Source organism: Nonlabens sp. MIC269 (assembly GCF_001430865.1).
GTDB lineage: Bacteria > Bacteroidota > Bacteroidia > Flavobacteriales > Flavobacteriaceae > Nonlabens > Nonlabens tegetincola.
In genome coordinates, this window is the sequence record NZ_CP011373.1 from 2,192,936 (window position 1) to 2,217,862 (window position 24,927).

23 protein-coding genes are annotated in these 24,927 nt (G+C 35.9%); 12 read left to right on the forward strand and 11 right to left on the reverse strand.

Annotation, left to right across the window (positions count from 1 at the left end):
* Positions 1-15 precede the first annotated feature (15 nt).
* Together AAT17_RS09880 and AAT17_RS09885 are read left to right on the forward strand one after the other, a co-directional pair.
* Positions 16-1,359: a dihydrolipoamide acetyltransferase family protein gene (locus tag AAT17_RS09880; RefSeq protein WP_060523985.1), complete on the forward strand. Its 1,344-nt coding sequence runs from the start codon at positions 16-18 to the stop codon at positions 1,357-1,359.
* A gap of 106 nt (positions 1,360-1,465) precedes the next feature.
* Positions 1,466-1,753 (forward strand): hypothetical protein, encoded by a 288-nt coding sequence (locus AAT17_RS09885; RefSeq protein ID WP_060523988.1) that lies wholly within the window; start codon positions 1,466-1,468, stop codon positions 1,751-1,753.
* A gap of 125 nt (positions 1,754-1,878) precedes the next feature.
* Here AAT17_RS09885 and AAT17_RS09890 read toward each other — a convergent pair whose 3' ends face one another.
* The gene (locus AAT17_RS09890) at positions 1,879-3,015 is read right to left on the reverse strand and encodes a glycosyltransferase (protein WP_060523990.1); all 1,137 of its coding nucleotides are present in this window, start codon (positions 3,013-3,015) and stop codon (positions 1,879-1,881) included.
* A gap of 32 nt (positions 3,016-3,047) precedes the next feature.
* Between AAT17_RS09890 and AAT17_RS09895 the strand changes: the two genes are divergently transcribed.
* The gene (locus tag AAT17_RS09895) at positions 3,048-3,857 is read left to right on the forward strand and encodes a glycosyltransferase family 2 protein (protein ID WP_060523992.1); all 810 of its coding nucleotides are present in this window, start codon (positions 3,048-3,050) and stop codon (positions 3,855-3,857) included.
* Positions 3,857-4,258, forward strand: coding sequence for an FdtA/QdtA family cupin domain-containing protein (locus tag AAT17_RS09900; RefSeq protein WP_042277433.1), 402 nt, complete (start codon positions 3,857-3,859; stop codon positions 4,256-4,258). Before AAT17_RS09895 ends, AAT17_RS09900 begins: the two co-directional genes overlap by 1 nt.
* Before the next feature lie 11 nt (positions 4,259-4,269).
* On the opposite strand, the gene AAT17_RS09905 is transcribed toward AAT17_RS09900, so the two are convergent.
* Genes AAT17_RS09905 through AAT17_RS09915 form a run of 3 tightly spaced genes read right to left on the reverse strand, consistent with a single transcriptional unit; the run spans position 4,270 to position 6,712 of the window.
* Complete coding sequence (locus tag AAT17_RS09905; protein WP_060523994.1) at positions 4,270-5,169, reverse strand: glycosyltransferase family A protein; 900 nt, start codon at positions 5,167-5,169, stop codon at positions 4,270-4,272.
* Positions 5,166-6,026, reverse strand: a complete 861-nt coding sequence (locus AAT17_RS09910) for a glycosyltransferase family 2 protein (RefSeq protein ID WP_060523996.1) — start codon at positions 6,024-6,026, stop codon at positions 5,166-5,168. The genes AAT17_RS09905 and AAT17_RS09910 overlap by 4 nt, the downstream gene beginning before the upstream one ends.
* A gap of 2 nt (positions 6,027-6,028) precedes the next feature.
* A complete protein-coding gene (locus AAT17_RS09915) occupies positions 6,029-6,712 on the reverse strand; it encodes a cell division ATP-binding protein FtsE (protein ID WP_042277440.1) in 684 nt (227 codons plus the stop codon).
* Positions 6,713-6,832: 120 nt separating this feature from the next.
* Between AAT17_RS09915 and AAT17_RS09920 the strand changes: the two genes are divergently transcribed.
* The 3 genes from AAT17_RS09920 (at position 6,833) to AAT17_RS09930 (ending at position 13,416) form a co-directional block, all read left to right on the forward strand.
* The gene (locus tag AAT17_RS09920; RefSeq protein WP_060523999.1) at positions 6,833-9,853 is read left to right on the forward strand and encodes a tetratricopeptide repeat protein; all 3,021 of its coding nucleotides are present in this window, start codon (positions 6,833-6,835) and stop codon (positions 9,851-9,853) included.
* Positions 9,854-9,896: 43 nt separating this feature from the next.
* Positions 9,897-11,621 (forward strand): TonB-dependent receptor, encoded by a 1,725-nt coding sequence (locus tag AAT17_RS09925; RefSeq protein WP_060524001.1) that lies wholly within the window; start codon positions 9,897-9,899, stop codon positions 11,619-11,621.
* A gap of 157 nt (positions 11,622-11,778) precedes the next feature.
* Positions 11,779-13,416, forward strand: a complete 1,638-nt coding sequence (locus AAT17_RS09930) for an amidohydrolase (RefSeq protein WP_060524003.1) — start codon at positions 11,779-11,781, stop codon at positions 13,414-13,416.
* On the opposite strand, the gene AAT17_RS09935 is transcribed toward AAT17_RS09930, so the two are convergent.
* The 7 genes from AAT17_RS09935 to AAT17_RS09965 form a co-directional block, all read right to left on the reverse strand.
* Positions 13,395-13,814, reverse strand: coding sequence for a VOC family protein (locus tag AAT17_RS09935; RefSeq protein WP_042277449.1), 420 nt, complete (start codon positions 13,812-13,814; stop codon positions 13,395-13,397). The two genes, AAT17_RS09930 and AAT17_RS09935, sit on opposite strands and share 22 nt — an antisense overlap.
* Before the next feature lie 158 nt (positions 13,815-13,972).
* Positions 13,973-14,515 carry a ClpP family protease gene (locus AAT17_RS09940; RefSeq protein WP_042277452.1) on the reverse strand — a complete coding sequence of 181 codons (543 nt, stop codon included), beginning with the start codon at positions 14,513-14,515 and terminating at the stop codon, positions 13,973-13,975.
* A 72-nt stretch (positions 14,516-14,587) separates the two neighbouring features.
* Positions 14,588-15,610, reverse strand: a complete 1,023-nt coding sequence (locus AAT17_RS09945; RefSeq protein WP_060524005.1) for an AI-2E family transporter — start codon at positions 15,608-15,610, stop codon at positions 14,588-14,590.
* Positions 15,611-15,850, reverse strand: coding sequence for a Rho termination factor N-terminal domain-containing protein (locus AAT17_RS09950; protein WP_060524006.1), 240 nt, complete (start codon positions 15,848-15,850; stop codon positions 15,611-15,613).
* Positions 15,851-15,904: 54 nt separating this feature from the next.
* Entirely contained in the window at positions 15,905-16,747 is an 843-nt protein-coding gene (locus AAT17_RS09955; protein ID WP_060524007.1) for an alpha/beta hydrolase, read from the reverse strand.
* A gap of 10 nt (positions 16,748-16,757) precedes the next feature.
* A complete protein-coding gene (locus AAT17_RS09960) occupies positions 16,758-17,306 on the reverse strand; it encodes a membrane lipoprotein lipid attachment site-containing protein (protein ID WP_042277460.1) in 549 nt (182 codons plus the stop codon).
* 58 nt (positions 17,307-17,364) lie between these two features.
* Positions 17,365-18,879 carry a helicase HerA-like domain-containing protein gene (locus AAT17_RS09965; protein ID WP_060524008.1) on the reverse strand — a complete coding sequence of 505 codons (1,515 nt, stop codon included), beginning with the start codon at positions 18,877-18,879 and terminating at the stop codon, positions 17,365-17,367.
* A gap of 174 nt (positions 18,880-19,053) precedes the next feature.
* Here AAT17_RS09965 and AAT17_RS09970 point away from each other — a divergent pair, with 174 nt between their 5' ends.
* From AAT17_RS09970 to AAT17_RS09990, 5 genes are all read left to right on the forward strand, one after another.
* Positions 19,054-19,686, forward strand: a complete 633-nt coding sequence (locus AAT17_RS09970; protein WP_042277464.1) for a 7-carboxy-7-deazaguanine synthase QueE — start codon at positions 19,054-19,056, stop codon at positions 19,684-19,686.
* Positions 19,687-19,835: 149 nt separating this feature from the next.
* Positions 19,836-21,773, forward strand: a complete 1,938-nt coding sequence (gene gyrB, locus AAT17_RS09975) for a DNA topoisomerase (ATP-hydrolyzing) subunit B (protein ID WP_060524009.1) — start codon at positions 19,836-19,838, stop codon at positions 21,771-21,773.
* A gap of 110 nt (positions 21,774-21,883) precedes the next feature.
* The gene (locus AAT17_RS09980) at positions 21,884-22,984 is read left to right on the forward strand and encodes a DUF6588 family protein (protein ID WP_042277466.1); all 1,101 of its coding nucleotides are present in this window, start codon (positions 21,884-21,886) and stop codon (positions 22,982-22,984) included.
* Between the two features lie 108 nt (positions 22,985-23,092).
* On the forward strand, positions 23,093-24,016 hold the full coding sequence (gene mdh, locus AAT17_RS09985) for a malate dehydrogenase (protein ID WP_042277468.1): 924 nt from the start codon (positions 23,093-23,095) through the stop codon (positions 24,014-24,016).
* A 285-nt stretch (positions 24,017-24,301) separates the two neighbouring features.
* A complete protein-coding gene (locus AAT17_RS09990) occupies positions 24,302-24,877 on the forward strand; it encodes a hypothetical protein (protein ID WP_060524010.1) in 576 nt (191 codons plus the stop codon).
* The last annotated feature ends 50 nt before the right edge of the window (positions 24,878-24,927 follow it).

Below are 24,927 nucleotides of genomic sequence, written 5' to 3' on the forward strand. Positions count from 1 at the left end.
AGTAGCTGTAAAATCATGGCAACATTTGAATTAAAATTACCTAAAATGGGAGAATCGGTAGCAGAAGCTACCATAACCACATGGCTTAAAAATGTAGGTGACACCATAGAAATGGATGAACCTGTACTAGAAATAGCTACCGACAAGGTAGATAGTGAAGTGCCTAGTGAGGTAGATGGTGTTCTTAAAGAAATCCTATTTCAAGTAGATGATGTAGTTCAAGTAGGACAAACTATTGCTATTATAGAAACTGACGGAGATTCAGCTACAGATGCTGCATCATCCTCTAGTAACGATTCAACGCCGGTCGAGGCAACTGCACAACCTGTTGAGGCTGTAAAAGCCGCTACGGCACAAGTTGATAAAGGAATGGCTACCGCTGGTAAGGCGGATAACGACTACGCAAACAGTGATTCTTTTTACTCTCCGCTTGTTAAGAATATTGCCAAAGAGGAGAACATTTCATTAGAAGAATTAGAGGCGATTAATGGGACAGGAAAGGATGGACGCGTTACTAAAAACGATATCCTAGCTTACGTAGAAGATAAAAAAGCTGGTAAAACAGCTCCAGCACCTGCAGCAGCTCCAACAGCTGCAGCTTCAAAACCTGCTGCTGCTCCAGTTAAGGCAGCTCCAGTATCAGTCAATGGAGAAGATGAGATCATTGAAATGAGTAGAATGGGTAAACTAATCTCTCATCACATGATAGCTAGTGTGCAAACTAGTGCACACGTACAAAGTTTTATAGAGGCAGATGTAACCACAATATGGAACTGGCGTAAAAAGAATAAGGATGCTTTCAAAGCTAGAGAAGGCGAGAATTTAACCTTTACACCAATCTTTATGGAAGCTGTAGCAACAGCTCTTAAGGAATTTCCAATGATGAACATATCAGTTGATGGTGATAAAATAATAAAAAGGAAGAACGTTAACCTAGGTATGGCAGCTGCTTTACCAGATGGAAACCTTATTGTTCCGGTAATCAAAAATGCAGACCAGCTTAATTTGGTCGGAATGGCAAAATCGGTTAACGATCTTGCAAATAGAGCTAGAAATGGTAAATTAAAACCAGACGATACACAAGGTGGTACCTATACGGTGACCAATGTTGGTACCTTTGGTTCTGTACTAGGAACACCAATCATTAATCAACCACAAGTTGGTATTCTAGCACTAGGTGCGATTAGAAAAGTGCCGGCAGTAATAGAAACTCCAGATGGTGATTTTATAGGTATAAGAATGAAAATGTTCTTGTCCCACAGTTATGACCATAGAGTAGTAAATGGAGCTCTAGGTGGACAGTTTGTTCAACGAGTGGCGCAGCTACTAGAAAGTTTTGATTCTAATAGAACTATTTAAGTTCTTGAAAATAATAGTTAGACTTTAAAAAACCACTTAAGTATTTAGGTGGTTTTTTATTTAATCATCTTGATATAACCCTTATAGAAAGAATTACTTTTGCAACATGGAAAAAGACTTGTATTTGCCGCAGATAGAATTTTTTAAAGGAGCACGAGTACTTCACTATTTTGAGTTTGTTGAACCTCAGGAATACAAAGATCCAGAGTTTTTTACCATAAAAGAAGTTCATGCTTTGGTCATATGTGACTATGAAGGTGAAGAAACAATGCTGTTCTACCTAGACGATGGTCTAGAAGTGAATGTAGAGTTTGAATTTATGATTCCTTCACAAGCTAAAGAACAAGCCAAAACAGATTTTTCAGGTATCGATATACAGTGGAAAAATAAATAATCTATCCTCAAAATAAGTTAATTAAACTCTATCAATTCACTATCAGTTTTGTAATCAATCTATCTTATTAATAACCTAGTGCCTTTCAATTATATGTAAAAAGAGCATGGTTGTTTATTACATCATTATTTATAGAAATGCTCAAATTGTCTAGCTATTTTTACCGCATCGTGATAGTGAATGACGTGTTTTCTTGCTTCTTTACCTAGTTCAATTATGGTGGTGGGATTTTCTATAAGTTCGCTCAGTTTATCTACAATATCCATCACATCTGGCGTTGCGTCGATAACAGGAATTTTATCAATGTTATGAAATTTAAAATAGGGTTCACCTGCACCTGCAAAAACAACTTTGCCTCGTAACATGGCTTGCAGGGCGTTGTATCCTTGATCAAAGCATAGTACTTGATCCAGTAAAATATGTGCTTTTTTATAACTTGTAATGTAATCGGTATAGGGTAAATCTTCAGCAATGGTAATATTCACTTTACTCTTGTAATTCTCTTTTACAATCTCTAGAGCTTTCTCAAAATAATTAATACCTTTTTTCCAGTAATTACCGCGATTTATACCCATAAATATTTCAATCACACTAAGATCGTGGTTTATCTCGTCTGGGATATTTTCAACGACTACAGGAGCAGCAATGATACTAGTTGCCTTATTTTGATCAGTGAGTGCCATGGCATAGTCCGTATTACTGGGAACGATATTCACACAACGCTTCATCAATTTGTTATAATTATCGCGATATCCTTTACCCAAATATTTGTAGGTGTGATCAAGAACTGCTTTTCCTGTTGGAGCATTTTCGGCTGCCTTAAGAATTGAATAGCCTTTATGTTGATTTACTAAGTAGTTGCTGTATTCACAATCATCACCACAGGCAATTAAAAAAACCTTACTGTTGTTTTCCAGTAATCGTTGCATCATTTGCCATTCTATGTTGGGTGCACAACCTAATGCGTTTGAATTGATGAATTGAATTATATCAAAATTTGCTAGTTTTTTTTCGCTTTCGCGAAAGCGAGCTAATCTCAAATAGTCCTCTAGATTGTTACCAGTAAGTTTCCACCACGCTACTTTTATTTTTTCTCTAAACCAATTGCGCCTAAAATAATCGCTACCTAAGTCGATGTCTACGGGAAATTTTTTAAACCCATCACCATCACCAGCAATAACAACCTCGTGACCTAGAGATTGTAAACCGTGTTTAAGGGCATTGTGGTAACCGCTGTACTCGCCTATGAGTAAGATGCGCATAAAAAACTATCTTTGAGGTAAAGATAACACGCTTGAATAGATACACCATTGATGATTTAGAGATTCTCATTGCGACTATGAATCGCGGTGATCTTAGTTTTTTGGAACGTATTTTTTCAAAGCCAATAAGTGAAATTACTGAGAATATCATTATTGTCAATCAAGGCACGGTAGTTTTGGAAAGTGAATACTCCAACATTCAAGTAATCAATAATGCGCAATTAGGATTATCTCGCAGTAGGAATATAGCAATTCAAAATGCAAGTAAACCCTTGTGTTGGATTCTAGATGATGACGTACAGCTATTGCCAGGCGCAATTGAATCAGTCATTGAGTCGCATAACACAAACTATACAGCTATAATAACTTTTAAAACAAGGAGTGATGATAATGAGCCGTATTATACGCTGGGTGATGTTAGTAAACTGCATGATAGGAAAAGTATAAGAAAAGTGCTTTCTCCAGAAATTACTTTCAAGCATAAAGAGATTATCAATAAATTGAGTTATGATGAAAGATTTGGTCTAGGAAGTGCGTTTGAAGATTCAGAGAATTATATATTCTTAAAAGAGGCTCTAGATAAAGGTGTCTCGTTGATGTCTGATCCCAAGTTCGTTGTTAAGCATCCTAAAACAACAAGTAGTGACATGGTTGTCACAGATAGGGTTATAAAGGCAAGAGGTGCTTTAGCGGCTTTTGATAATCGACCGATTAAATTAATGGCATTGAAATATATGTTTTTCTTACTACGTAAAGGATATGTTGTTAATTTGCCTGTGTTACTCAAAAAGTATCAGGTGTTTGTTCAAGGAGCCCATGCCTATCTTAAATCATCCAAGTAATGAAGTTAGAAATATTAGACATACCAAAAATAACTGACCCTAGAGGAAATCTAGCGGTAATTGAAAAAGACTCTATTCCTTATAAAATAAATAGGGTTTATTACTTGTATGATGTTCCTAGTGATTCATACCGCGGTGGGCACGCGCATAAAGAATGTTTGGAATTGTTGATTGCAGTAAGTGGTAGCTTTACTGTTACTTTATTTGACGGTAAAACTACTCAAGAGGTTGTTTTAAACAAACCAGATAAAGGGCTTTTGATTCCTACCATGATGTGGCGAGAACTTAAAGATTTTTCGAGTGGTTCTATGTGCCTGGTGCTTGCCTCGCATGAGTATAGTGAGGCAGATTACATAAGAGTAAAAAAAGACTTTGTCAAAGCTGTTGCAGGTGATAGCTAGTTATATGAATACTAGTCTTTTCTGGTTTTAAATTGATGTAAGTAGTAAAGTAATTTGCCAGGTAAGTTTAGTAGAAATAATTGCTTTACGGTAAGCGAGTTTTTATCAATTTTCTTTTTGATCTCTTCAAAGGAATCAAATTGCCCATACATTTTGTGTTCTATAGCAATTCGCCAAAGATTGGTGTGTATAAAAGCATGCAAGGGTAAGTTATTACTATCATCTAGATGGATGAATTCTGGGTACTTTCTATCTTTTATTGCAATAGACGAGCTTCCTGATAAGGTTCTATCTATGTGAACTGTAATCGAGGTGTTAAAGCCAATTTTATAGAGTTTTCCTAGACGAATAAATAATTCTGTATCCTCACCATGAGTGAGCTGTGTGTTGTAGTTACCTGTTTTATTAAAAACTTCAACATTACAGGCAAAGCTAGAACTACTCAAAGGAAAACTTTTAAATGAGTAAGTAAACAAATCCTCTAGGATTTGTGTTGTTACTATGGGTTTTGAAAAAACGTTTGATTTAATATAGTTGTTAAAGTGAGTGATATAATTACTCGCGACAACTTGAATGTCTTTGTATTGTTTTAAAAGCTGATCCAGAAGTTCCAAATGATTGTTTTCCCAGTAATCATCTGCATCTAAAAAGGCGATATACTGGTGTTCATGATCAACAGCATAGTCAATAGCGATATTTCTTGCATTGCTTACACCTTTATTCGTTGTAGTTACGATATTAATTCGTGAATCGGAAAAACGTTCTTCAACGATCGCAATACTATTATCGGTGCTGCCATCATTTACTATCAACAAGTCAAACTCTGTTAGACTTTGAGATAATACACTTTTTAAACATCTTTCTATCGTGCTTGATTTGTTATAAAGTGGTATTGCAACTATCCAATTCATGCTTTTATTGACTTTATAAAATGGTATAATTTTAAAATGTCAAAAAACCTAAGATTAGGATTTTTTCCTAGAATATTTTGTTCTAATCTAGGTTTAAAAATTGTAACCACGCTTGTGAAAACGCTGCTTAGACCTAATGAGTTAATCCGTTCATAAAGAGTTATGACCGGTCTAGATGCTCCATCCAGTTGACCATTTTTATATTGTAAAGCGGTGTTTTTAATTCCTTCAATGGACTTGTTATAAAAAATCGTGTTTTCTTCTAAGCCTAAATGTATAATGCGAGTGGACGCATGTTTGATTTTAATTTGCTCTTCTCTAAATCGTTTTGCGAGCCAGATATCTAGCCCATAACCCTTAGGTACATTTTTAGAAATATCTAAGAACTGCTTTTTTTGAATAATGAAACAAGCAGAAACGAAGTATTTATAGACCTCATAATTATTACTAGGTTTACGCTGTTCTCTTGAAATACCATATTTCCATCTTAAAGAATGGTTGGGATTATTAAGGGTCTTTTGGTAAGTTACCGTAGCGTATGCTAATTCAAATTCATCAAGATGAACGAGGAACGAGCTTGTAAAATTAATAGTTGGTATTTGTATATCAGCATCAATAAATAAAACCCAATCGGTAGTGGCAGCTTCTGCTATTTTTCTACGGCTTTCTACATCACCTATATTTTGAATACCGTTTAAATAGGTTACTAGTTTGTGGGAGCTTACATTTATAGGAATAGTAGATGCATCGTTATAAATGATAATTTCATGAATATCGTTGCTGTAATAACGTACTAATTGATCAATTAATCTATTAGGATCATCATTGAAGGTTGGTATTCCTATGGTGATTTTCAATATTAAACCGCTTTTTGAACCACTTCAAATATTTCCCCATTGTCACATTTCAATGTCTTTGAGGGATATTTTAGAATAAGTGCATAATCATGTGTGGCCATGAGAATAGTATTACCATTTTTATTTATGGTTTGTAGAACTTCCATCACCTCAACACTTGTTTGTGGATCTAGATTACCGGTTGGCTCATCAGCAATGATAAGTTCGGGATCATTAAGCAAAGCTCTGGCAATAGCTACTCGTTGTTGTTCTCCGCCGCTTATTTCATAAGGGTATTTAAAACCTTTGGTTTTCATACCTACTTTATTAAGAACCTCTTCAATTTTATCGTTCATTGCTTTTTTGTCCTTCCAGCCTGTTGCTTTGAGCACAAATTTTAAATTTTCATTGATGTTGCGATCGGTAAGTAATTTGAAATCTTGAAAAACAACTCCTAGCTTACGACGCAGGTGTGGTATTTCTTTTTCGCGCAAGCGAGCTAAATCAAAATCGACAATAGTACCAGATCCTTTTTTTAAAGGTAGATCACCGTATAAGGTTTTCATTAAGGAGCTTTTACCGCTTCCCGTTTTACCAATTAGGTATACAAATTCTCCTTTTTCAATATTTAAATTGATGTTTTTGAGAATCATAGTGTCTCGTTGAAAAATATCAACTTCATTTAAAGATAAAACAGGGTTTGACATAAAAAACAGTTTCTTACAAAGTTAATCATTGATGTGGAAAACATTATGAATAATTAAACAGTCTTTCCTGCGTTGTATTGTAGTAAGTGTCTAATTTTACCTTACCATAAAAAAGTATTTATGTTAAAGAAAATTGCTATCGCGGCTATTCTAATCATGGGAATCGCCATGCCGTTGCAGGCTCAACAATCTAAAATTTATATTGATGATCTAGCGATGTATAATCAAGCGCTAGATTTATATGACGAGAATCAATACCTAGCAGCGCAAAGGCTGTTTGAGAAAGTATCACGCGAGGTAGATGATGAAAGTATACAGTCTAATGCCGCTTATTACATCGCAAATTGCGCAGTCAGACTTAATCAAAAAAACGCAGACCAACTCATAGAGCAGTTTGTCGAGAAATACCCGACTAATCCTAAGAAAAATAACGCCATTATTGATGTGGCCGATTATTACTTTGATAACGGTAATTACAATCGCGCAGCAAAATGGTATACTAGGGTTGATAAAAGCACGCTTTCGCAAAAACAAACGACTAGATACTATTTCAACACAGGATATACTCTCGTACAATCAAAAAAATACGATGAAGCAAAAAAGTATTTAAACAGAGTGAGCGATGATCCCACCTATGGAAGCAAAGCAAAATATTATTTGGGTTACATCGCTTATGAAGGCAATGAACTGCAAGAAGCAAGTGATTTGTTTGATCAAGTTGAAGAGTCACCAGAAGTTGATGAAAAGCTATCTTATTATCAAGCCGATCTTAATTATAAATTAGGAAACTTTGATAAAGCTATTCAACTAGCCCAAGAGCAATTACCCAAATCTAACCGCAAGGAACAATCAGAGCTTAATCGTATTATAGGTCAATCCTTATTCAATCAAGAAAAGTATAACGAGGCATTGCCCTATCTAGAAAAATATGAAGGTACTCGTGGCAAATGGAATAACAACGACTACTATCAATTGGGATACGCTTATTATAAAATGGGCAATTATTCTATGGCCATTGAGACTTTTAATAAAATAGTTGACGGGACTAATGCTACAGCACAAAATGCCTACTATCATTTAGGATTAAGTTATATTAAAGTTGATCGTCGCGAGGATGCACTTAATGCTTTTAAAAAAGCAAGTGAAATGAATCTTGATGAAAAAATTACAGAAGATGCTTCTTATAACTATGCAAAACTTAGTTATGAAAACGGGAATCCTTACGATAGTGTGCCATCTGTAATATTAGGTTATTTGGAATCATATCCCGACAACCAGCATTCTGATGAAATGAATGAGTTTTTAATCGATTCTTATTTCTCTTCAAAAAATTATGCCGAGGCGTTAGACCTTCTAGAAAATGGCAGAATCAAAGGAAACGAAGCAACTTATGCAAAGGTTGCCTTTTACCATGCTATCAACTTATACAATGATTCCAAATATAGCGATGCAGTTAATCAACTAGATAAAACTGTAAAGTATACAAATCAGGATGAGCTTAAAAAACGTGCTTATTTCTGGAGAGCAGCTTCTTACTATATGGTAAACAATTATCAGGCAGCACTTGATAATTATAAAATGGCAAAGGCATCCTCTTCTCGTATTATCGAGGATGATCTTATTGACTACGATTTAGGTTACACCTATTTTAAGCTCAAGGAATACGATAATTCGATAACAGCATTTACTTCATTTACAAATAAATCAAATGTAGATCAAGTAAGATTGAACGATGCTTACTTAAGAATAGGAGATGCTAATTTTGTGACTAAGAAATACTGGCCAGGAATGGAAGCTTATAACAAAGCTATTTCAATGAATGGAAGAAATGCAGATTATGCCGCATTTCAAAAAGCCATTTCTTATGGATTTGTAGGTAAGCCAGATAGAAAAATTGAAGATCTTAAAACCTTCTTGAATAAATTTAAAAGATCACCTTATAGAGACGATGTGTTGTATGAATTAGGTAATACCTATATCAACAATAATCAGGTTAATAATGGATTACAAACCTATGATGAGTTAATTAGTGAGTTTCCACGTAGTTCATTTACCTCACCAGCCATGATGAGAAAAGGCTTGCAACTTTATAACGATGGTAAATTAGATGCAGCTCTCAGCGTTTTTAAACAAGTAGCAAGTAAATATGCTGGTACACCGCAAGCTGCAGAAGCAATTAGCAGCGCCAGACAAGTATATATCGATCAAGGTAAAACGGTAGAGTATGCTACCTGGGTAAGAAGTTTAGAAGGTGTTGAAATTACAGACAGTGAACTTGATGATACAGCCTATGAAAGTGCCGAACAGCCTTTCGTACGAGGTGATATGCAAGGTACTGCTCGTGAAATGAAAAAGTATTTAGACCAGTTTCCTAATGGTAAACATGCCGTTCAAGCTCATTTTTATTTAGCACAGGCACAGTTCTCTTTAGATCAAAAACATGAAAGTATACCTCATTATGAGTATGTGATTTCTAAAGAACGCAGTCAGTTTACCGAACAAGCTTTGGCTCGATTAAGTGAGATACATTTAAGTGATAACGCTTTCGCGAAAGCGATTCCAGTACTTAAACAATTGGAACAACTAGCAGATTTTCCTCAAAATGTTTCTTATGCAAGGTCCAATTTAATGAGGGCTTTTTACGAAACTGAAGATTATTCACAAGCCATCGTTTATGCAAATCAGGTGTTGAATGATGCAACTGCAGAAACTGCTGTGAAAAACGATGCTCAAATTGTTATCGCTCGTTCTTCATGGAAACAGAACAAGGAATCTGATGCAAGAACCGCTTATGAAAACGTAAGACAGAATGCGACTGGAAATCTAGCGGCAGAAGCAACTTATTTTAAAGCTTATTTTGAAAATAAGGATGGTAATCACGATGAGGCAATTGCAACGGCAAACAGCCTGAGTAAAAACTATGCTGGATATAAATTGTGGAGTGCCAAAGGACTGGTTGTTATGGCAAAAAGTTATTACGCCAAAGGTGAGACATTAAACGCTACTACTATTTTAGAAGCTGTCATTAAGAATTTTACTAAGTATCCAGAAGTGGTGGAAGAAGCTCAAAAGGAACTAGATTTTATTAAAACGAAGGAAGCAAAAACAAACTCATCTGTAGTGCCAGCGAGTCAAAACTAAAGTGAGAAACATAGTTATTGAATTGCTTAAAAAATTGAATCATATGAAATTTTATATATCATTTTTAATCACGACTGTAATACTAGGGACTAGTGTTGCTATAGCTCAAGAAGAAGAGGAAAACCAGCTTAACGGTGGTACCATTACTGTAGTTAAACCTTATGATCCTACCATAAGCGATGCATTTAAGGTGAAAAGCGTTCCTAGTGTAAATGATACTACCAAAGTCAAGAAAAAGCCTGTTACCTACAGTATATTCTCTGTGCCAGTAGCCAGTACGTTTACACCTGCCACAGGAAAATTAGATCGTTTAAAACCTAAACGTAAAGAAAAATTTTATCGTAATTACGCTCGCTTAGGTTTAGGTAATTATGTAAATATACTTGGTGAATTTGCAACTAATTTTGAAATTGATAGAGATAGTGATGTAAGTGTGTTTTTTAACCATAATTCTTCTCAAGGTGGTATTGATGAGGTGCGACTGGATGATTCGTTTTCTGATACCGGTCTAGACGTATCTTACGGAACTAGATCTAGAGATATGAACTGGAGCATTACTGCTGGTGGTAGGTATCAAACTGCAAACTGGTATGGTGTTTATGATAACGTGCCTACTCAACCAGAAGAAGATCTAGATGTTGCAACGTCTTATTTTAGTTATGGAATAGGAGGACGAGCTAGCTTTTTTGATAGTGTATTTAAGGAAGCTGATGTACAATTGACCGGAGTGAGTTCAGGAAATGATGCGAGTGAATTTAGAGCAAGATTGCGACCACAACTAGGTTTTGATATTATGGATACTGAAGTTGGTCTAGGTGTGGAATTGGATTATTTAAGCGGTTCGTTTGGAGAGAGAACAATTTTTGCTCAGGAAGAAGATCTTGATTACGGATTATTCAACGCTGGTTTATACCCTAGTGTCAATTTATACGGTGATAATTACAAGGTAGAACTAGGAGCACGCGTGAACTATGCTACCGATATTGAAAATTCAGAAAGTGATATTTATGTTTATCCAGACATAACAGCAAGTTATATCCTCGCAGAAGAAACCGTAGTTGCCTTTACCGAGATTGGTGGTGGATTTGACGTAAACTCCTTACAACAATTTGCAGATGAAAACGTGTTCATAGCTCCGGCACTCACTATTGCGCCTACAGACAGACAGCTAGATGCAATTGCTGGATTCAAAGGAAAACTAGGAGTATTTGGTTACAAAGTATTTGGAGGTTATAGAATTGAGAAAAATCGTAATTTTTATATCACCGATGACGGTTCACGTTTTACTATTGGTGATTTACAATCTTATGATTACGGGAATGTTTTTTATACTTCCTATGGAGATTTGAATACAGTATTATATGGAGCTTCTTTAGGAGTGACCTTAAATACAGCGCTCGATGTTACTTTAAATGTTACAGGAAGATCTTTTGATGTGAGTGAAGGAGATGCTTTTGAAAATATAGCGTCCAATCTGCCAGAACTAACTGCAGATCTAACAGCTAATTATAAAATTGATGAAAAATGGAGTACAGGCCTAACTTTATATTATGTTGGAGAGAGAGATGCCTATAGGATAGGAGTTGGAAAAGAGACCATTGATGGATTTGTTGATTTAAACCTAGACGTCAATTATAAAATCAACCCTAAGTTAACCGCTTTTTTAAGAGGGAATAATCTTACCGGTGGTAACTACCAATATTTTAACGGTTATCCAGTTCAAAATTTACAGGTCTTAGGAGGAATCGTCTATAAGTTTGATTTTTAATTTTCGCTTTCGCGAAAGCGACTGAGTAATACCATAAATAAAGCACTGATTTTTTCAGTGCTTTATTTGTTTTAAAACATCAAACAATGTGAATTGAATCGTGGGATATAGCTATTCATTATATGAAACTTTGATAACTCTGTATTATTTTTAACCCATGAGAAGAATACTACCTTTATTGCTAGCTATAAGTTTAATAGCCTGTGAAAAAAAGCAATCAATAGATTTATTAATAACTAACGGAACCATTTATACCGTTGACGATAATTTTTCTACCGTTGAGGCTATGGCTATTTCAAATGGTCAAATTATAGCTACTGGTGATAGTGAAGATTTGATTGAAGAGTATGAAAGTAAAACTATTCTAGATGCCTCGGGTAAATTTATCTATCCAGGATTAATAGATGCGCATTGTCACTTTTTTGGTCTAGGACAGCAAGCACAGCGAGTAGATCTTATGGGGACTACTAGTTTTGAAGACGTAATACAGCGAGTAGTAACTTTTCAAAATGAAAATAATCGTGATTTTATAATAGGTCGTGGTTGGGATCAAAACGATTGGGAGATTAAAGAATTTCCAAGTAATGAAAAATTAAACGAGCTTTTTCCAGATATACCTGTTGCACTCACCAGAATTGACGGTCACGCAATGCTAGCAAATCAAGCAGCTCTCGATGCTGCGGGAATAGATTCTAATACTCCAGCAGATGGTGGAGCAATTATCATGAGTGATGGTGAACTTACAGGAGTACTTGTAGACAATCCTATGGAGTTAGTTGAGGCTGTATACCCTAAACCATCTACTCAAGATATGGTTGACGCTCTTTTAACTGCTCAAAAAGAGAACTTTAAATATGGACTTACTACCGTAGATGACGCTGGTCTTCATAAAGATGTTATTGAAGTGATTGATAGTTTACAACAAGTTGGTGAACTAAAAATGAAAATGTATGTCATGATTAGCAATACTCCTGAAAATTTAGATTATTACCTAAACAAAGGAATCGTTAAGACCGATAGACTTAATGTTAGATCTGTTAAATTCTATGCCGATGGAGCGCTGGGAAGTCGTGGAGCAGCCCTAAAAGAACCCTACAGCGATAAACATGATCATTATGGAGCCTTGCTTAGTCCTATTTCAAAAATAAAGGAAATTGCATCTCGTATAGCAGCAAGCGATTATCAAATGAATACCCATGCAATTGGTGATAGCGCAAACTATGTTGTTCTAGAGACTTATAAGGAACTATTGAATGGTAGTTCTAATAGAAGATGGCGCATCGAGCATGCTCAAATAGTAGATCCCAATGATTTTAACAGCTTTAATCAAGATAATATTTTACCATCGGTGCAGCCTACTCACGCCACTAGTGACATGTATTGGGCACAAGATAGAGTAGGAGCTGAGCGTATTAAAGGTGCTTATGCTTATAAAACCTTATTAAAGCAATCAGGAATAGTCGCTCTTGGAACTGATTATCCTGTAGAACAAGTGAATCCTTTCTTAACATTCTATGCAGCAGTTGCTAGACAGGATACAGGCGGTTATCCAGAAAATGGTTTTTTACCTGAACAAAGTTTGACTAGAGAAGAAACTTTAAGGGGTATGACTATATGGGCTGCCTATTCCAATTTTGAAGAAAATGAAAAAGGTAGTCTTGAAAAAGGTAAGGCAGCAGACTTTATAATCACTGAAAAGAATTTAATGACTATTCCAGTAGAACAAATTCCAGATTTTAAAGTAAATGCTACCTATATTAATGGTGAAAAAGTTTATTCTGTAGCAAACAATTGATTCATATCCTTAAAGGCTTTAAACTCAAGAGCATTCCCACTAGGGTCTAGAAAAAACATGGTAGCTTGTTCACCTGGCAAGCCTTCAAATCTTATATAAGGTTCAATAATAAACTCGATGTTTTTTTCTTGCAATGCTTGCGCAAAAGTGTGAAAAATATCCCATTCTAGTACCACACCAAAATGAGGTACAGGGACAGACTTACCATCGACAGCATTGTGAGATAATCCTGGAGCATTGTCTGATATATGAATAACCAATTGATGTCCAAAGAAATCAAAATCTACCCAATGATCACTGCTACGACCTTCTTTGCATCCTAAAGTATCACGGTAGAAGGATCTAGTTGTTGTTATTTCTTTTACAGGAATTGCTAGATGAAAAGGAGTGAGTTTCATTTTTATAAGTTTTTCGTTGCTTTATTTACTATTTATTTAATAAGAAGTTGAACAGCAGTTAGCTACATCCTTTTTTGAATAATTTCTTTGTGCCCTATAAGTTCTATTCAAAAAAACCACCTTTTTACAGGTGGTTTATCATGTAATTTTTAGGTTTATTATAAAATTCCATCTACAATTCCATAATCCACAGCCTCATCTGCGCCCATCCAATAGTCGCGATTAAAGTCTTTCATAACCTTTTCATAAGGTTGACCGCAATTAGCCTCGTAAATTTTAGCAAGGATATCACGTGTCTTAAGTATTTCTTGTGCTGTAATTTCAATATCGGCACTAGTACCTCTTCCACCACCACTAGGCTGGTGAATCATCACTCTACCATGTTTTTGGATAAAACGTCTTCCTTTTTCACCACCAGAAAGTAAAAGAGATCCCATACTAGCAGCTAGACCACTACAAACGGTACTTACAGGACTTTTTATTTCTTGCATAGTATCATATATTGAAAATCCAGCCGTAACATAGCCTCCGGGACTATTGATTACAAATGTTATTTCTTCATTACTTATTGAGTCTAATAAAAGTAATCGGTCTACACAGTGCCTCGCCGACTTGTCATCTACCATTCCCCAAAGAAAAACTTTACGTTGTTCTATAAAATTGTCGTCTATTCTATCTTGAAGTTTGATCGTTTTACTCATGTATGAAATTTATTTAGGCTAAAAATACGTAATTACGCTTTCGCGAAAGCGAGATATAACAAAAATTTACCGCTATATCACTCCTTCGTCTTTGCCATATTCGTTTTTATAAATTTTAATAATTAAAAGTAACAAGCTTACTAATAGTGGACCAAAAACTAATCCGATGAACCCAAACAGTGGAACACCGACCAGAACACCGATTAGGGTAACAACAGGATGGATGTCAGCTAGCTTTTGTTGAACAATTAGTCTAAATACGTTGTCCGTCGCACCTACAACCGCTGCTCCATAAATTAAGATTCCTATGGCTGCTCCTGTATCACCCTTGGCAAAGAGAAGTGCTGCAACAGGTATAATCCCTAAAGCCGTACCAACGAAAGGTATCATGCTACCAATTACAGTTATGACAAACCAAAAAAATGGATTTTCTACTCCAAATATAAAATAGCCAATAAGTGCCACTATTCCCTGTAAAAGCGCTACCAGTGGAATTCCTATAGCATTTGATTTTACAAGATTGTTGCTTTCTTTTCCTAGTAATTCAATATTTCTTTTTTTAAGTGGTAGGTAAATGAGTATAGCTTCCTTCCATTTTTTGCGATTAATAAGCATAAAATAGAGTATAAAAAACATTACCGAAATGGAGAAAATGGTTTGAAAACCTGAACTTGCAATGTCTTGAATATGTGTTGCGATCCAATCCTGGATAGCTTCCATATTAATGCTGTCTGATAAACTCATCGACGTTAGTTCTTCAAGCTTTACTAATTCACTTTTAATAGTTTCGGCTATTTTGTTGCTGTTATCCAGTGCGGTTTTTACACGACTGCTTAAAAGGTAGGACATACCAGCTAGTGGTATTACCAATGCAATGAATGTAAGGAGAAGCAACAGTCCTGCTGTAAGACTCGCATTCCAATTTTTTTTCTCTAGCTTAATTTGTAATGGCTCTAGAATAACGTATAGGGTGACTGCTCCCATTATTCCACCTATATAGACCATCATTTCCTTGCTTATAAGAATAAGTAAAGCAACAATGACGGTAAGTATGAATAACTGTCTTATGGTTTCTGGCGGAATGCGGTTGCTCATTTAGTGATTTCTTAAGGCTTCAATTAATTCCTGCTTATCCATTTTGGAACGTCCTTCAATTCCTATTTCTTTTGCTTGATCGTATAGCTCTTCCTTGGTTCTTTCTTCATAGGGTTTTGCTTTACCACCTTTTTTACCACTATTTTCAGAATTTGCTATTCTTGCAGCTTTTTCCTTACTGTAGCCTTGATCCTTTAAGGCTTCATACTGCTCTTCGTTTTTAATGCTAGGTCTTGACATTTTTATTTTAAAGATACTATGACCTTACACTAGCTAGAGTTAAAAAAGCTGCAATTAGGATTTTTCTAAGAATTTAAGGACTTGTTCAATGACTTCAGGAGTATGTAGGCTGTGACCACCAGTTTTTGATGTGTAAACAGTGCTATTAGTAAAGCCGGTAGCAATATTATCCATCGATTCATAGGGCACGATTAAATCTTTTGTGTCGTGAATTAAAAGTACAGGCGTTTGAATCCTTTTTGCAAAGGAAGATGTCTTAAACTCAGCAATGTGGTATCCAAATTTTTCTTTTAAAAGTTGATCGAGAAGATTCCATACTCGCTTGTTGAATCCTACTACTTGTTGATAACCTTTCATGATAACCTCTAGCTCATCAGGACTGCCTAAAAGAATTATTTTATTTATGAAATCGTGAGGTGTTTCGCTTTCTTGTAATACAGTAGCCATGGCACCTACACTATGAGCTATTACAACTTCTGGTTCATATAACTCGATAATACTTCTTATAACCCTAGAGTATTTAATCGCGTTAAAAAATTTACCAGTAGTTTTACCATGAGCCGGTGCATCAATGGCGATGATGTTGTAATCTTTTTTTTGTAAGGGTTCTATTAAATAGCGCCATCTTGCGCTATTTGATTCCCATCCATGAGGTAATAGAATCGTAGGTCCATTTCCTTGCCAATGGTAAAGCATTACTAAACCATCTTCATACGCAACACGTTGTTGACGAGCGGTATTTAAAAATTCTTGCTGTTGTGATGTTATAAATCCCTTTCTAGGGATGCTGAAGACGTCTAGTGCAAGTTGAGCTGCTTTTTTGGGTGCTATTACCGCAAGTATATTAAAATAAAAGCCATACAACTTTGGTATGGCCTTAGATAAGAATTTTTTCATGGTACTCTTTTTACCAGCTTACAAATACGTGAACCGGTTTTTCATTATCAGGAATCATTGTTTTTTCTACCGTGGCACTCATATCGTACTTAACTTCTACCGGTAAATTATCCTTGCTTACTGTAAAATAAAAATTTTGATCATTGACCCATACTACCGCATCGTCAATCATATTATCTACATTAGAGATTTTGTAAGCAGCAGCGATTTCCTTAAAGGTACTGTTGATTGTTATTCCTTTTTCAGTCTTATAGCGATCATCGTGTATTCTAATATTGGCTATAGTTGATGTGCTATCCAGAGCTTGTAAAGGAGAGATGGATAACAAGTGCTTACCACCTTTCTCATATACCTCAATATCAGCTGCTCCATTAGAAAATTCATCTCCTTTAATAGGGTTAATAATACTATCATTTGCGAACAAGCTGTCAAGTTGGTACACTTTAGTATCTTTTGTGATGTGTCCTACGCGATCTTTATTCCATTCAAAAGGATCTTGTGTTTTACCACAACTAGTTAAAACGGCAGCTATTACAGCAATAAAAAGTAATTTCTTCATAATTTTCATTCTACCGCAAAAGTAGGAATTTGAGTTGTTACTTAATTGGTTTTTAAGATTATTTAAGCGCTTTACCTAAAATTCCTAAAACGCCCCTTATAAATGTAGCGCTTGTAAGAACTTTTACAATTGGGTTTTGCCTTGTGCTTCTTCTCGAGCTCGATCTACTCGCTTTTTCCTTTTCTTTTTTAGCTTTTTCTTTTATGTCTTCCTCGTGGGCTCGTTCTATTTTAGCTTGTAAAATTTCTTCGGCACTTTCTCTATTAATATCCTCGTTGTACTTGTCTGTTAACTCCGAATCTGCAATTAAATCCGATAACTCTCTATCGGTAAGTACGTCCATTCTGCTTTCAGGAGCTCTTAATAGGGTAGCGGCAAGTGGACTAGGTCTTCCTTTTTCATCTAGAGCACTTATTAAAGCTTCTCCTATTCCAAGTGAGGTTAAAACCTCTGCAGTGTCATAAAAATCGGTTTCTGGATAATTTTGTGCAGTCAGTTTTATCGCTTTTCGATCTTTAGCGGTAAATGCTCTTAAAGCATGCTGGACTTTTAATCCCAGTTGACTTAATACACCATCAGGGATATCAGTAGGATTTTGAGTCACAAAGTACAAACCTATCCCTTTACTACGAATCAATTTTACGATGCTTTCGATTTGATCTAGTAATGCTTTACTAGCATTGTCAAATATGAGGTGAGCTTCATCAATGAATAAAATTAATTCAGGTTTGTCGCTATCACCTTGCTCTGGAAAAGTAGAGTAAATCTCAGCAAGTAATGAAAGCATGAAGGTAGAAAATAACTTTGGTCTGTCTTGAATGTCAGTAAGTCGAATTACATTGACATATCCGTGTCCGTTTTTATCCTTGCGAACTAAGTCTTTTACCTCAAAGCTGCGTTCGCCAAAAAACCTATCAGCACCTTGTTGCTCCAGTTCTATTAATTTTCTTAGAATTGCTCCAGTTGATGAAGTTGAAATGCGGCCGTAATTTTCAGTAAATTCTGCTTTCCCGGCTCCAGTAGCATATTGCAAGACTTTTCTTAAATCATTTAAATCTAATAGAGGCAATTTATTATCATCACAATATTTAAAAACTACAGAGATAATTCCTGCTTGGGTTTCAGTAACATCTAGTATTCTAGAGAGCAATACTGGTCCAAATTCACTAACTGTCGCTCTTAGTCTAATTCCGTCTTGTTCTGATATGGTCATTATTTCGACTGGCGACTTACGTTTTTTAAAATCTAACCCAATCTTTTCATGTCTTTCGTCAATTTTGGGATGACCTGGACTTTCTGCGGCTATACCAGATAAATCACCTTTGATATCCATTAGTAGACTAGGAACACCTTGTTGAGAAAGCTGCTCTGCAATGATTTGTAATGTTTTAGTTTTTCCTGTACCAGTAGCTCCTGCGATCAGGCCATGGCGGTTCATTGTTTTAAGAGGGATTTTTACATGTGATCCTGTAATCGCTTCACCATCTAACATGGCGGCGCCCATTACAATGCTTTCACCTTTCGGATTATAACCAGTAGAAATTACTTCAATAAATTTTTCTCTATTACTCATCTATTACAGTATATATGATTGAGGTAAAAATATAATCATTTGTTTAACTACGAAAAAAAGGAAGTCTATAAAAAGGATAATATCTATATGTGGTTGTGGAAATAAGATGATTCTATCAATATAAGTTATCGTGATTTACTCATGTTACCTACCAATATATTGTATTTTTGTTGCATGAATCAAGAAGTAGTGCAGGATCAAGTAGAAAAAGGCCTTATGTTGCCATTAATGGAAGAATTCTACACGATTCAAGGAGAAGGATCACATACAGGAAGAGCGGCTTACTTTATAAGAGTAGGCGGCTGTGATGTAGGTTGTCATTGGTGTGATGTAAAGGAAAGTTGGGATCCAGAGAAACATCCACCTACTGCTATAGATCAAATTATAGAAAACGCTTCAAAATACAGTAAAACAATTGTGATTACTGGTGGAGAACCGCTCACTTGGGATATGGGACCATTGACCCAAGGTCTTAAAGAAAGACAAATGCAGGTGCATATTGAAACTAGTGGAGCCTATCCGTTAACGGGTGATTGGGATTGGATTTGTTTATCTCCTAAAAAGGTAAAAATGCCTGTTCCTGAAATATATCCTAAAGCCCATGAGCTAAAAGTGATTGTATACAATAAACATGATTTCGCTTTCGCGAAAGCGGAAGCAGAAAAAGTTTCTTCAAGTTGTAAATTATACATACAACCAGAATGGTCGGTGAGAGAAAAAATGATTCCATTAATTACAGATTTTGTGATGCAAAATCCTGAATGGCAAGTCTCTTTACAAACACATAAATATTTAAATATTCCTTAAAAAGCGTATTTAGAGCAGTTTTAAAACACTTTTTTCAAACACAAGTGTATTAATACTGTTGATAACTTCGTTTATTAAAAGCTCTAAAATCAATTATTTACTTTAATTGGTTGTTATCTTTGTTTTTGTAGCAAATTTTATACAGACAAATGAGCGAAGAAAACAAGAAGAATTATGGTGCCGATTCTATTCAGGCACTTGAAGGAATGGAGCACGTGCGCATGCGTCCTTCTATGTATATTGGAGATGTAGGAGTAAGAGGTTTACACCATTTAGTTTATGAGGTGGTAGACAATTCCATTGATGAGGCGCTAGCTGGTCATTGTGATAATATCGAAGTTATTATTAATGAAAACAACAGTATTACTGTAACTGACGACGGTCGTGGTATTCCTGTAGGTATTCATAAAAAAGAAGGAGTAAGTGCACTTGAAGTTGTAATGACTAAAATAGGTGCCGGAGGAAAATTTGATAAAGACTCCTACAAGGTTTCTGGTGGATTGCATGGTGTAGGTGTAAGTTGTGTTAACGCACTTTCTGATCACTTGAAGGCAACAGTGCATCGTGATGGAAAAATTTGGGAGCAAGAATACGAGAGAGGTAAATCTCTTTATCCCGTAAAAGCAGTTGGCGATACTGATAAAACAGGTACAGTAGTAACCTTCCTGCCGGATCGCAGTATTTTTCAACAAACCACAACTTATAGTTATGATACTCTTGCAAATCGTTTAAGAGAACTAGCATACCTTAATAAAGGAATCACAATTATACTTACCGACAAAAGAGAAACCGAGGAAGATGGTTCCTTTAAAGGTGAGACATTTCATTCTAAAGAAGGACTTAAAGAATTTATACGTTTCCTAGATGATACCAGACATCCAATAATCGAGGATGTAATCTCTATGGAAGGCGAGAAAAATGGTATTCCTGTTGAAGTAGCTATGATTTATAATGATAGTTATGCAGAGAATTTACATTCTTATGTGAATAACATTAATACGCACGAAGGTGGTACTCATTTAAGTGGTTTCCGTCGTGGATTAACAGGAACACTTAAAAAATATGCCGACAACTCGGGAATGTTGGATAAATTGAAGTTCGATATCACAGGAGACGACTTCCGTGAAGGTCTTACAGCTATCGTTTCTGTTAAAGTTGCCGAACCTCAATTTGAAGGTCAAACAAAAACTAAATTAGGTAACAGGGAAGTTACAAGTGCTGTCTCGCAAGCGGTATCTCAAATGCTAGAAGATTATCTTGAAGAGCATCCTAATGATGCCAAGGTAATTGTACAAAAGGTGATTCTTGCAGCACAAGCAAGACATGCTGCTCGCAAGGCTCGCGAAATGGTACAGCGTAAAACCGTAATGAGTGGTGGTGGACTGCCAGGTAAATTATCTGACTGTTCTGAAACCGACCCTACTTTATGTGAAGTATTCCTTGTTGAGGGAGATTCTGCAGGTGGAACAGCAAAACAAGGTCGTGACCGTAATTTTCAAGCTATACTGCCATTACGAGGAAAGATTTTGAACGTTGAAAAAGCGATGTCACATAAGGTCTTTGAAAACGAAGAAATCCGTAACATTTTTACAGCACTAGGTGTTACTATAGGTACTGAAGAAGATTCTAAAGCCTTAAATTTAGAAAAGTTACGCTATCATAAAATTGTCATCATGTGTGATGCCGATGTTGATGGATCTCACATTTCTACATTAATTTTGACATTCTTCTTCCGTTACATGAAGGAGTTGATTGAGAACGGTTACGTGTATATCGCAACACCGCCACTATACCTAGTTAAAAAAGGAGCTAAAAAACGTTATGCCTGGAATGATAAAGAGCGTGATGAAATCGCCGAAAGTTTCGGTGGTGGAGCAAACATTCAACGCTATAAGGGTCTTGGAGAAATGAATGCAGATCAGTTGTGGGATACCACTATGAATCCAGAATTCAGAACTCTAAGAAGGATTACAATTGATAGTATGCCAGAGGCTGATCGTATTTTCTCAATGTTAATGGGTGATGAGGTGCCGCCTCGTCGTGAGTTTATAGAGAAAAATGCGGTTTATGCTAACATTGATGCATAACAACATTTCAACTTAATTAAGCGCCTTTACCGAATGGTAAGGGCGTTTTTGTTTACTAAAAAGACCGTTTTAAGTAATTTTGTCTTTCTTTGCGATTAAATATTTATGTTATGAAGAATACGATATTCATATTATGTGTTTTGTTCGCTTTCGCGAAAGCAAAATCACAAGATAATTTTTCAGAAATACTTGCAGCCGGTGTTGATGCTGCAAATCTATACGCAAAAGATTATGCTACACCTGCAGCAGAATCTCTTACCTTTAATATAGCATCTGGATGGTACGATGATGCTCGAGTGTTGAAACCAGGTAAATTCAAAATTCAATTACGAGCACAGGCAACATTTACCCCAGATGAGAAAAAGACGTTTTTACTGGATCCTACAGAATATGAGCGCATTATTCAAGAAAGTTATAATAATACCAATGGACCTGCAGCCAATATTAATGTTTCGTTTGGCGATGGCTCAACAACTCCTAGGTTAATCGCAACCGCGTTAGGAGAAAATGAAATGCCACAACAACTTGTTGTGGAATCTAGAGAAGCCAATACAGGAGCATTGTTACAAAGAGATGAGATTGATCTAGCTCAAGGTTTAAGTTCAGAAGGATTAGAATTTGTTCCTACTGCTTTCTTACAAGCAGGAGTGGGATTAGGCGCAGGTCTTGAACTTAAAGCCAGATTTGTTCCAAAGGTAAAAACAGATGAATTTGAAACTGGATTTTACGGTGGTGCTTTACAATGGGAGTTTACTAAACTTTTTGATAGAGAAGATGGTAATGGTGTAATTAATGGTGCTCCCATCACTATATCGGCCCTTGTAGGCTACAGTAGGTTAGATGCTTCTTATGATTTTGAAGATGGTGCAATTGTAGATGGAAGAGATCAAAGTATTGAAACTCAAGTCGACGTTTTTAATGTAAGTTTAATCACAGGTACAAACTGGGACGTTTTTAATTTATATGGTGGAATCAATTACATTTCTGGAAGTACAGAGACAAGACTACTAGGTGATTATACTTTTACAAGCAATACTGTTATTTTCCCTGTAAGTACCACGGTAAGTGATCCTGTGACAGTAGAGTCTGATACAACAGGGTTATTAGGAACTGTAGGTGCAAAATTAACTTTGGGAGCATTTAATTTACATGCAGATTATACCTTTGGTGAATTCAATACGGCTACTGCGTCTATTTTTGTTCGATTATAATCGTGTACCACCTACTTTTACAAGGAATTATGAACACAATTAAGTTTCATAGGTTATTTTTGTAGGACTATTGAAAAATACATTTAATTTAACTAAAATCATACATAAATGAAAGTTACCGTAGTAGGAGCTGGAGCAGTAGGTGCCAGCTGTGCAGAGTATATCGCAATTAAAAATTTTGCAAGTGAGGTAGTGTTACTTGATATTAAGGAAGGTTTTGCCGAAGGTAAAGCTATGGACTTAATGCAAACCGCATCTCTTAATAATTTTGATACAAAAATCACAGGAACTACTGGTGACTATTCAAAAACTGCAGGTAGTGATATCGCAGTAATTACTTCGGGTATTCCTAGAAAACCAGGAATGACTCGTGAGGAATTAATAGGAATTAATGCAGGTATCGTAAAATCTGTAGCAGCTAGTCTAGTAGAACAGTCACCTAATGTAATTCTTATTGTGGTTTCTAATCCTATGGATACCATGACTTATCTAGCACACCAAGTAACTGGTCTACCTAAAAATAGAATTATAGGTATGGGTGGTGCCCTAGATAGTGCTAGATTTAAGTATCGTCTAGCTGAAGCTCTTGAAGCGCCAATAAGCGATGTTGATGGTATGGTAATCGGTGGGCACTCTGATAAAGGAATGGTCCCATTAACAAGATTAGCTACTCGTAATTCTGTGCCAGCAAGTGAATTTCTTTCTGAGGAAAGACTAGAGCAAGTTCTTCAGGATACAAAGGTAGGTGGAGCAACTCTTACAAAATTATTAGGTACTAGTGCTTGGTATGCTCCAGGTGCAGCAGTATCTGGTCTTGTACAGGCTATTGCTTGTGATCAAAAGAAAATCTTCCCTTGTAGTGCTTTGTTAGAAGGTGAATATGGATTGTCTGATCTTTGTATAGGTGTTCCAGTTGTTTTAGGTGCAAATGGAATAGAAAAGATCGTGGAAATTGAATTGAGTGATGCAGAAAGAAGTGCATTAACCGAAAGTGCAGAAGGTGTTAAGAAAACAAATGGATTGTTGGCTTAAACTATCTACATATTACTATATAAACCGCTTCAATGTTGAAGCGGTTTTTTTTATCACCATTTTTAAACTTTATGCGATTCTTAAGTAAGGATTGATGTTGGTTTTATCGCTTTCGCGAAAGCGTACTTAACAATATCGTTTTTTAAATAAATTCCGTTTTTGAAATCCTAAATCTTGTGTAATCGCCTTGTATGTAATGAATTACTAATAAAGTAGGTTGTGGTGAATAGCTGTTAGAGTATACTTAAATAAAGAGCTGGAAAGTGTTATATTTGGCGCGTGAGAATGAAATGGATCTTATCAATTATCGCTAGCCTGTTTTTAATAGGCGCGTGTGCTTATTATTCACCTGAAGAGGTTGAGTATAAAGTGGAGATAGGATTTACTAGTAATGTTACCAGAGATTTTCAAAATGCTGTTTTTGAAGAGGTAGCACAATATTTAAAAACTACTAACGAGGACATTACACTTATTAAAAGTGGTAATTCTATCAAAATTGAGCTAAGAAGTGATTCGGAAAATGCGGAAAAGTGGCGAGCTCAGGTTGCTCAGGTTGTTCAGAATTACTTTACTATTCGATTACAAGGCTATGAGGGATCTGTAGATGTTTCTGTAGCTCAAGTTCTTGAAAATGAGATTCCTTCTTCTGGTTTAGGCGATGATGTTGTAGTCTTTGAAATGAAAAACTCTTTAGAGAGAACTCCTCAAAGCGTGCTTCATGCCATTGAGGTAGAGGCCTGGATTCTAAGCAGTAATTATAGATTAACAGCACATACATTTAATAATTACAATTCAGGTATTTCGGGATCTTTTATAGATCAACTACCCGATAGTCGCGCAGGACCTATCCCATTTGTATAATCGTTTAAACTATTACGATGATGGTAGTAATAGTTTATTCTTACCATCAC

Coding starts and splice junctions, on each gene's coding strand:
- AAT17_RS09880 (WP_060523985.1), top strand. CDS start 16: ATGGCAACATTTGAATTAAAATTACCTAAAATGGGAGAATCGGTAGCA.
- AAT17_RS09885 (WP_060523988.1), top strand. CDS start 1,466: ATGGAAAAAGACTTGTATTTGCCGCAGATAGAATTTTTTAAAGGAGCA.
- AAT17_RS09890 (WP_060523990.1), bottom strand. CDS start 3,015: ATGCGCATCTTACTCATAGGCGAGTACAGCGGTTACCACAATGCCCTT.
- AAT17_RS09900 (WP_042277433.1), top strand. CDS start 3,857: ATGAAGTTAGAAATATTAGACATACCAAAAATAACTGACCCTAGAGGA.
- AAT17_RS09905 (WP_060523994.1), bottom strand. CDS start 5,169: ATGAATTGGATAGTTGCAATACCACTTTATAACAAATCAAGCACGATA.
- AAT17_RS09915 (WP_042277440.1), bottom strand. CDS start 6,712: ATGTCAAACCCTGTTTTATCTTTAAATGAAGTTGATATTTTTCAACGA.
- AAT17_RS09920 (WP_060523999.1), top strand. CDS start 6,833: ATGTTAAAGAAAATTGCTATCGCGGCTATTCTAATCATGGGAATCGCC.
- AAT17_RS09925 (WP_060524001.1), top strand. CDS start 9,897: ATGAAATTTTATATATCATTTTTAATCACGACTGTAATACTAGGGACT.
- AAT17_RS09930 (WP_060524003.1), top strand. CDS start 11,779: ATGAGAAGAATACTACCTTTATTGCTAGCTATAAGTTTAATAGCCTGT.
- AAT17_RS09935 (WP_042277449.1), bottom strand. CDS start 13,814: ATGAAACTCACTCCTTTTCATCTAGCAATTCCTGTAAAAGAAATAACA.
- AAT17_RS09940 (WP_042277452.1), bottom strand. CDS start 14,515: ATGAGTAAAACGATCAAACTTCAAGATAGAATAGACGACAATTTTATA.
- AAT17_RS09945 (WP_060524005.1), bottom strand. CDS start 15,610: ATGAGCAACCGCATTCCGCCAGAAACCATAAGACAGTTATTCATACTT.
- AAT17_RS09950 (WP_060524006.1), bottom strand. CDS start 15,850: ATGTCAAGACCTAGCATTAAAAACGAAGAGCAGTATGAAGCCTTAAAG.
- AAT17_RS09955 (WP_060524007.1), bottom strand. CDS start 16,747: ATGAAAAAATTCTTATCTAAGGCCATACCAAAGTTGTATGGCTTTTAT.
- AAT17_RS09960 (WP_042277460.1), bottom strand. CDS start 17,306: ATGAAGAAATTACTTTTTATTGCTGTAATAGCTGCCGTTTTAACTAGT.
- AAT17_RS09965 (WP_060524008.1), bottom strand. CDS start 18,879: ATGAGTAATAGAGAAAAATTTATTGAAGTAATTTCTACTGGTTATAAT.
- AAT17_RS09970 (WP_042277464.1), top strand. CDS start 19,054: ATGAATCAAGAAGTAGTGCAGGATCAAGTAGAAAAAGGCCTTATGTTG.
- gyrB (WP_060524009.1), top strand. CDS start 19,836: ATGAGCGAAGAAAACAAGAAGAATTATGGTGCCGATTCTATTCAGGCA.
- AAT17_RS09980 (WP_042277466.1), top strand. CDS start 21,884: ATGAAGAATACGATATTCATATTATGTGTTTTGTTCGCTTTCGCGAAA.
- mdh (WP_042277468.1), top strand. CDS start 23,093: ATGAAAGTTACCGTAGTAGGAGCTGGAGCAGTAGGTGCCAGCTGTGCA.
- AAT17_RS09990 (WP_060524010.1), top strand. CDS start 24,302: ATGAAATGGATCTTATCAATTATCGCTAGCCTGTTTTTAATAGGCGCG.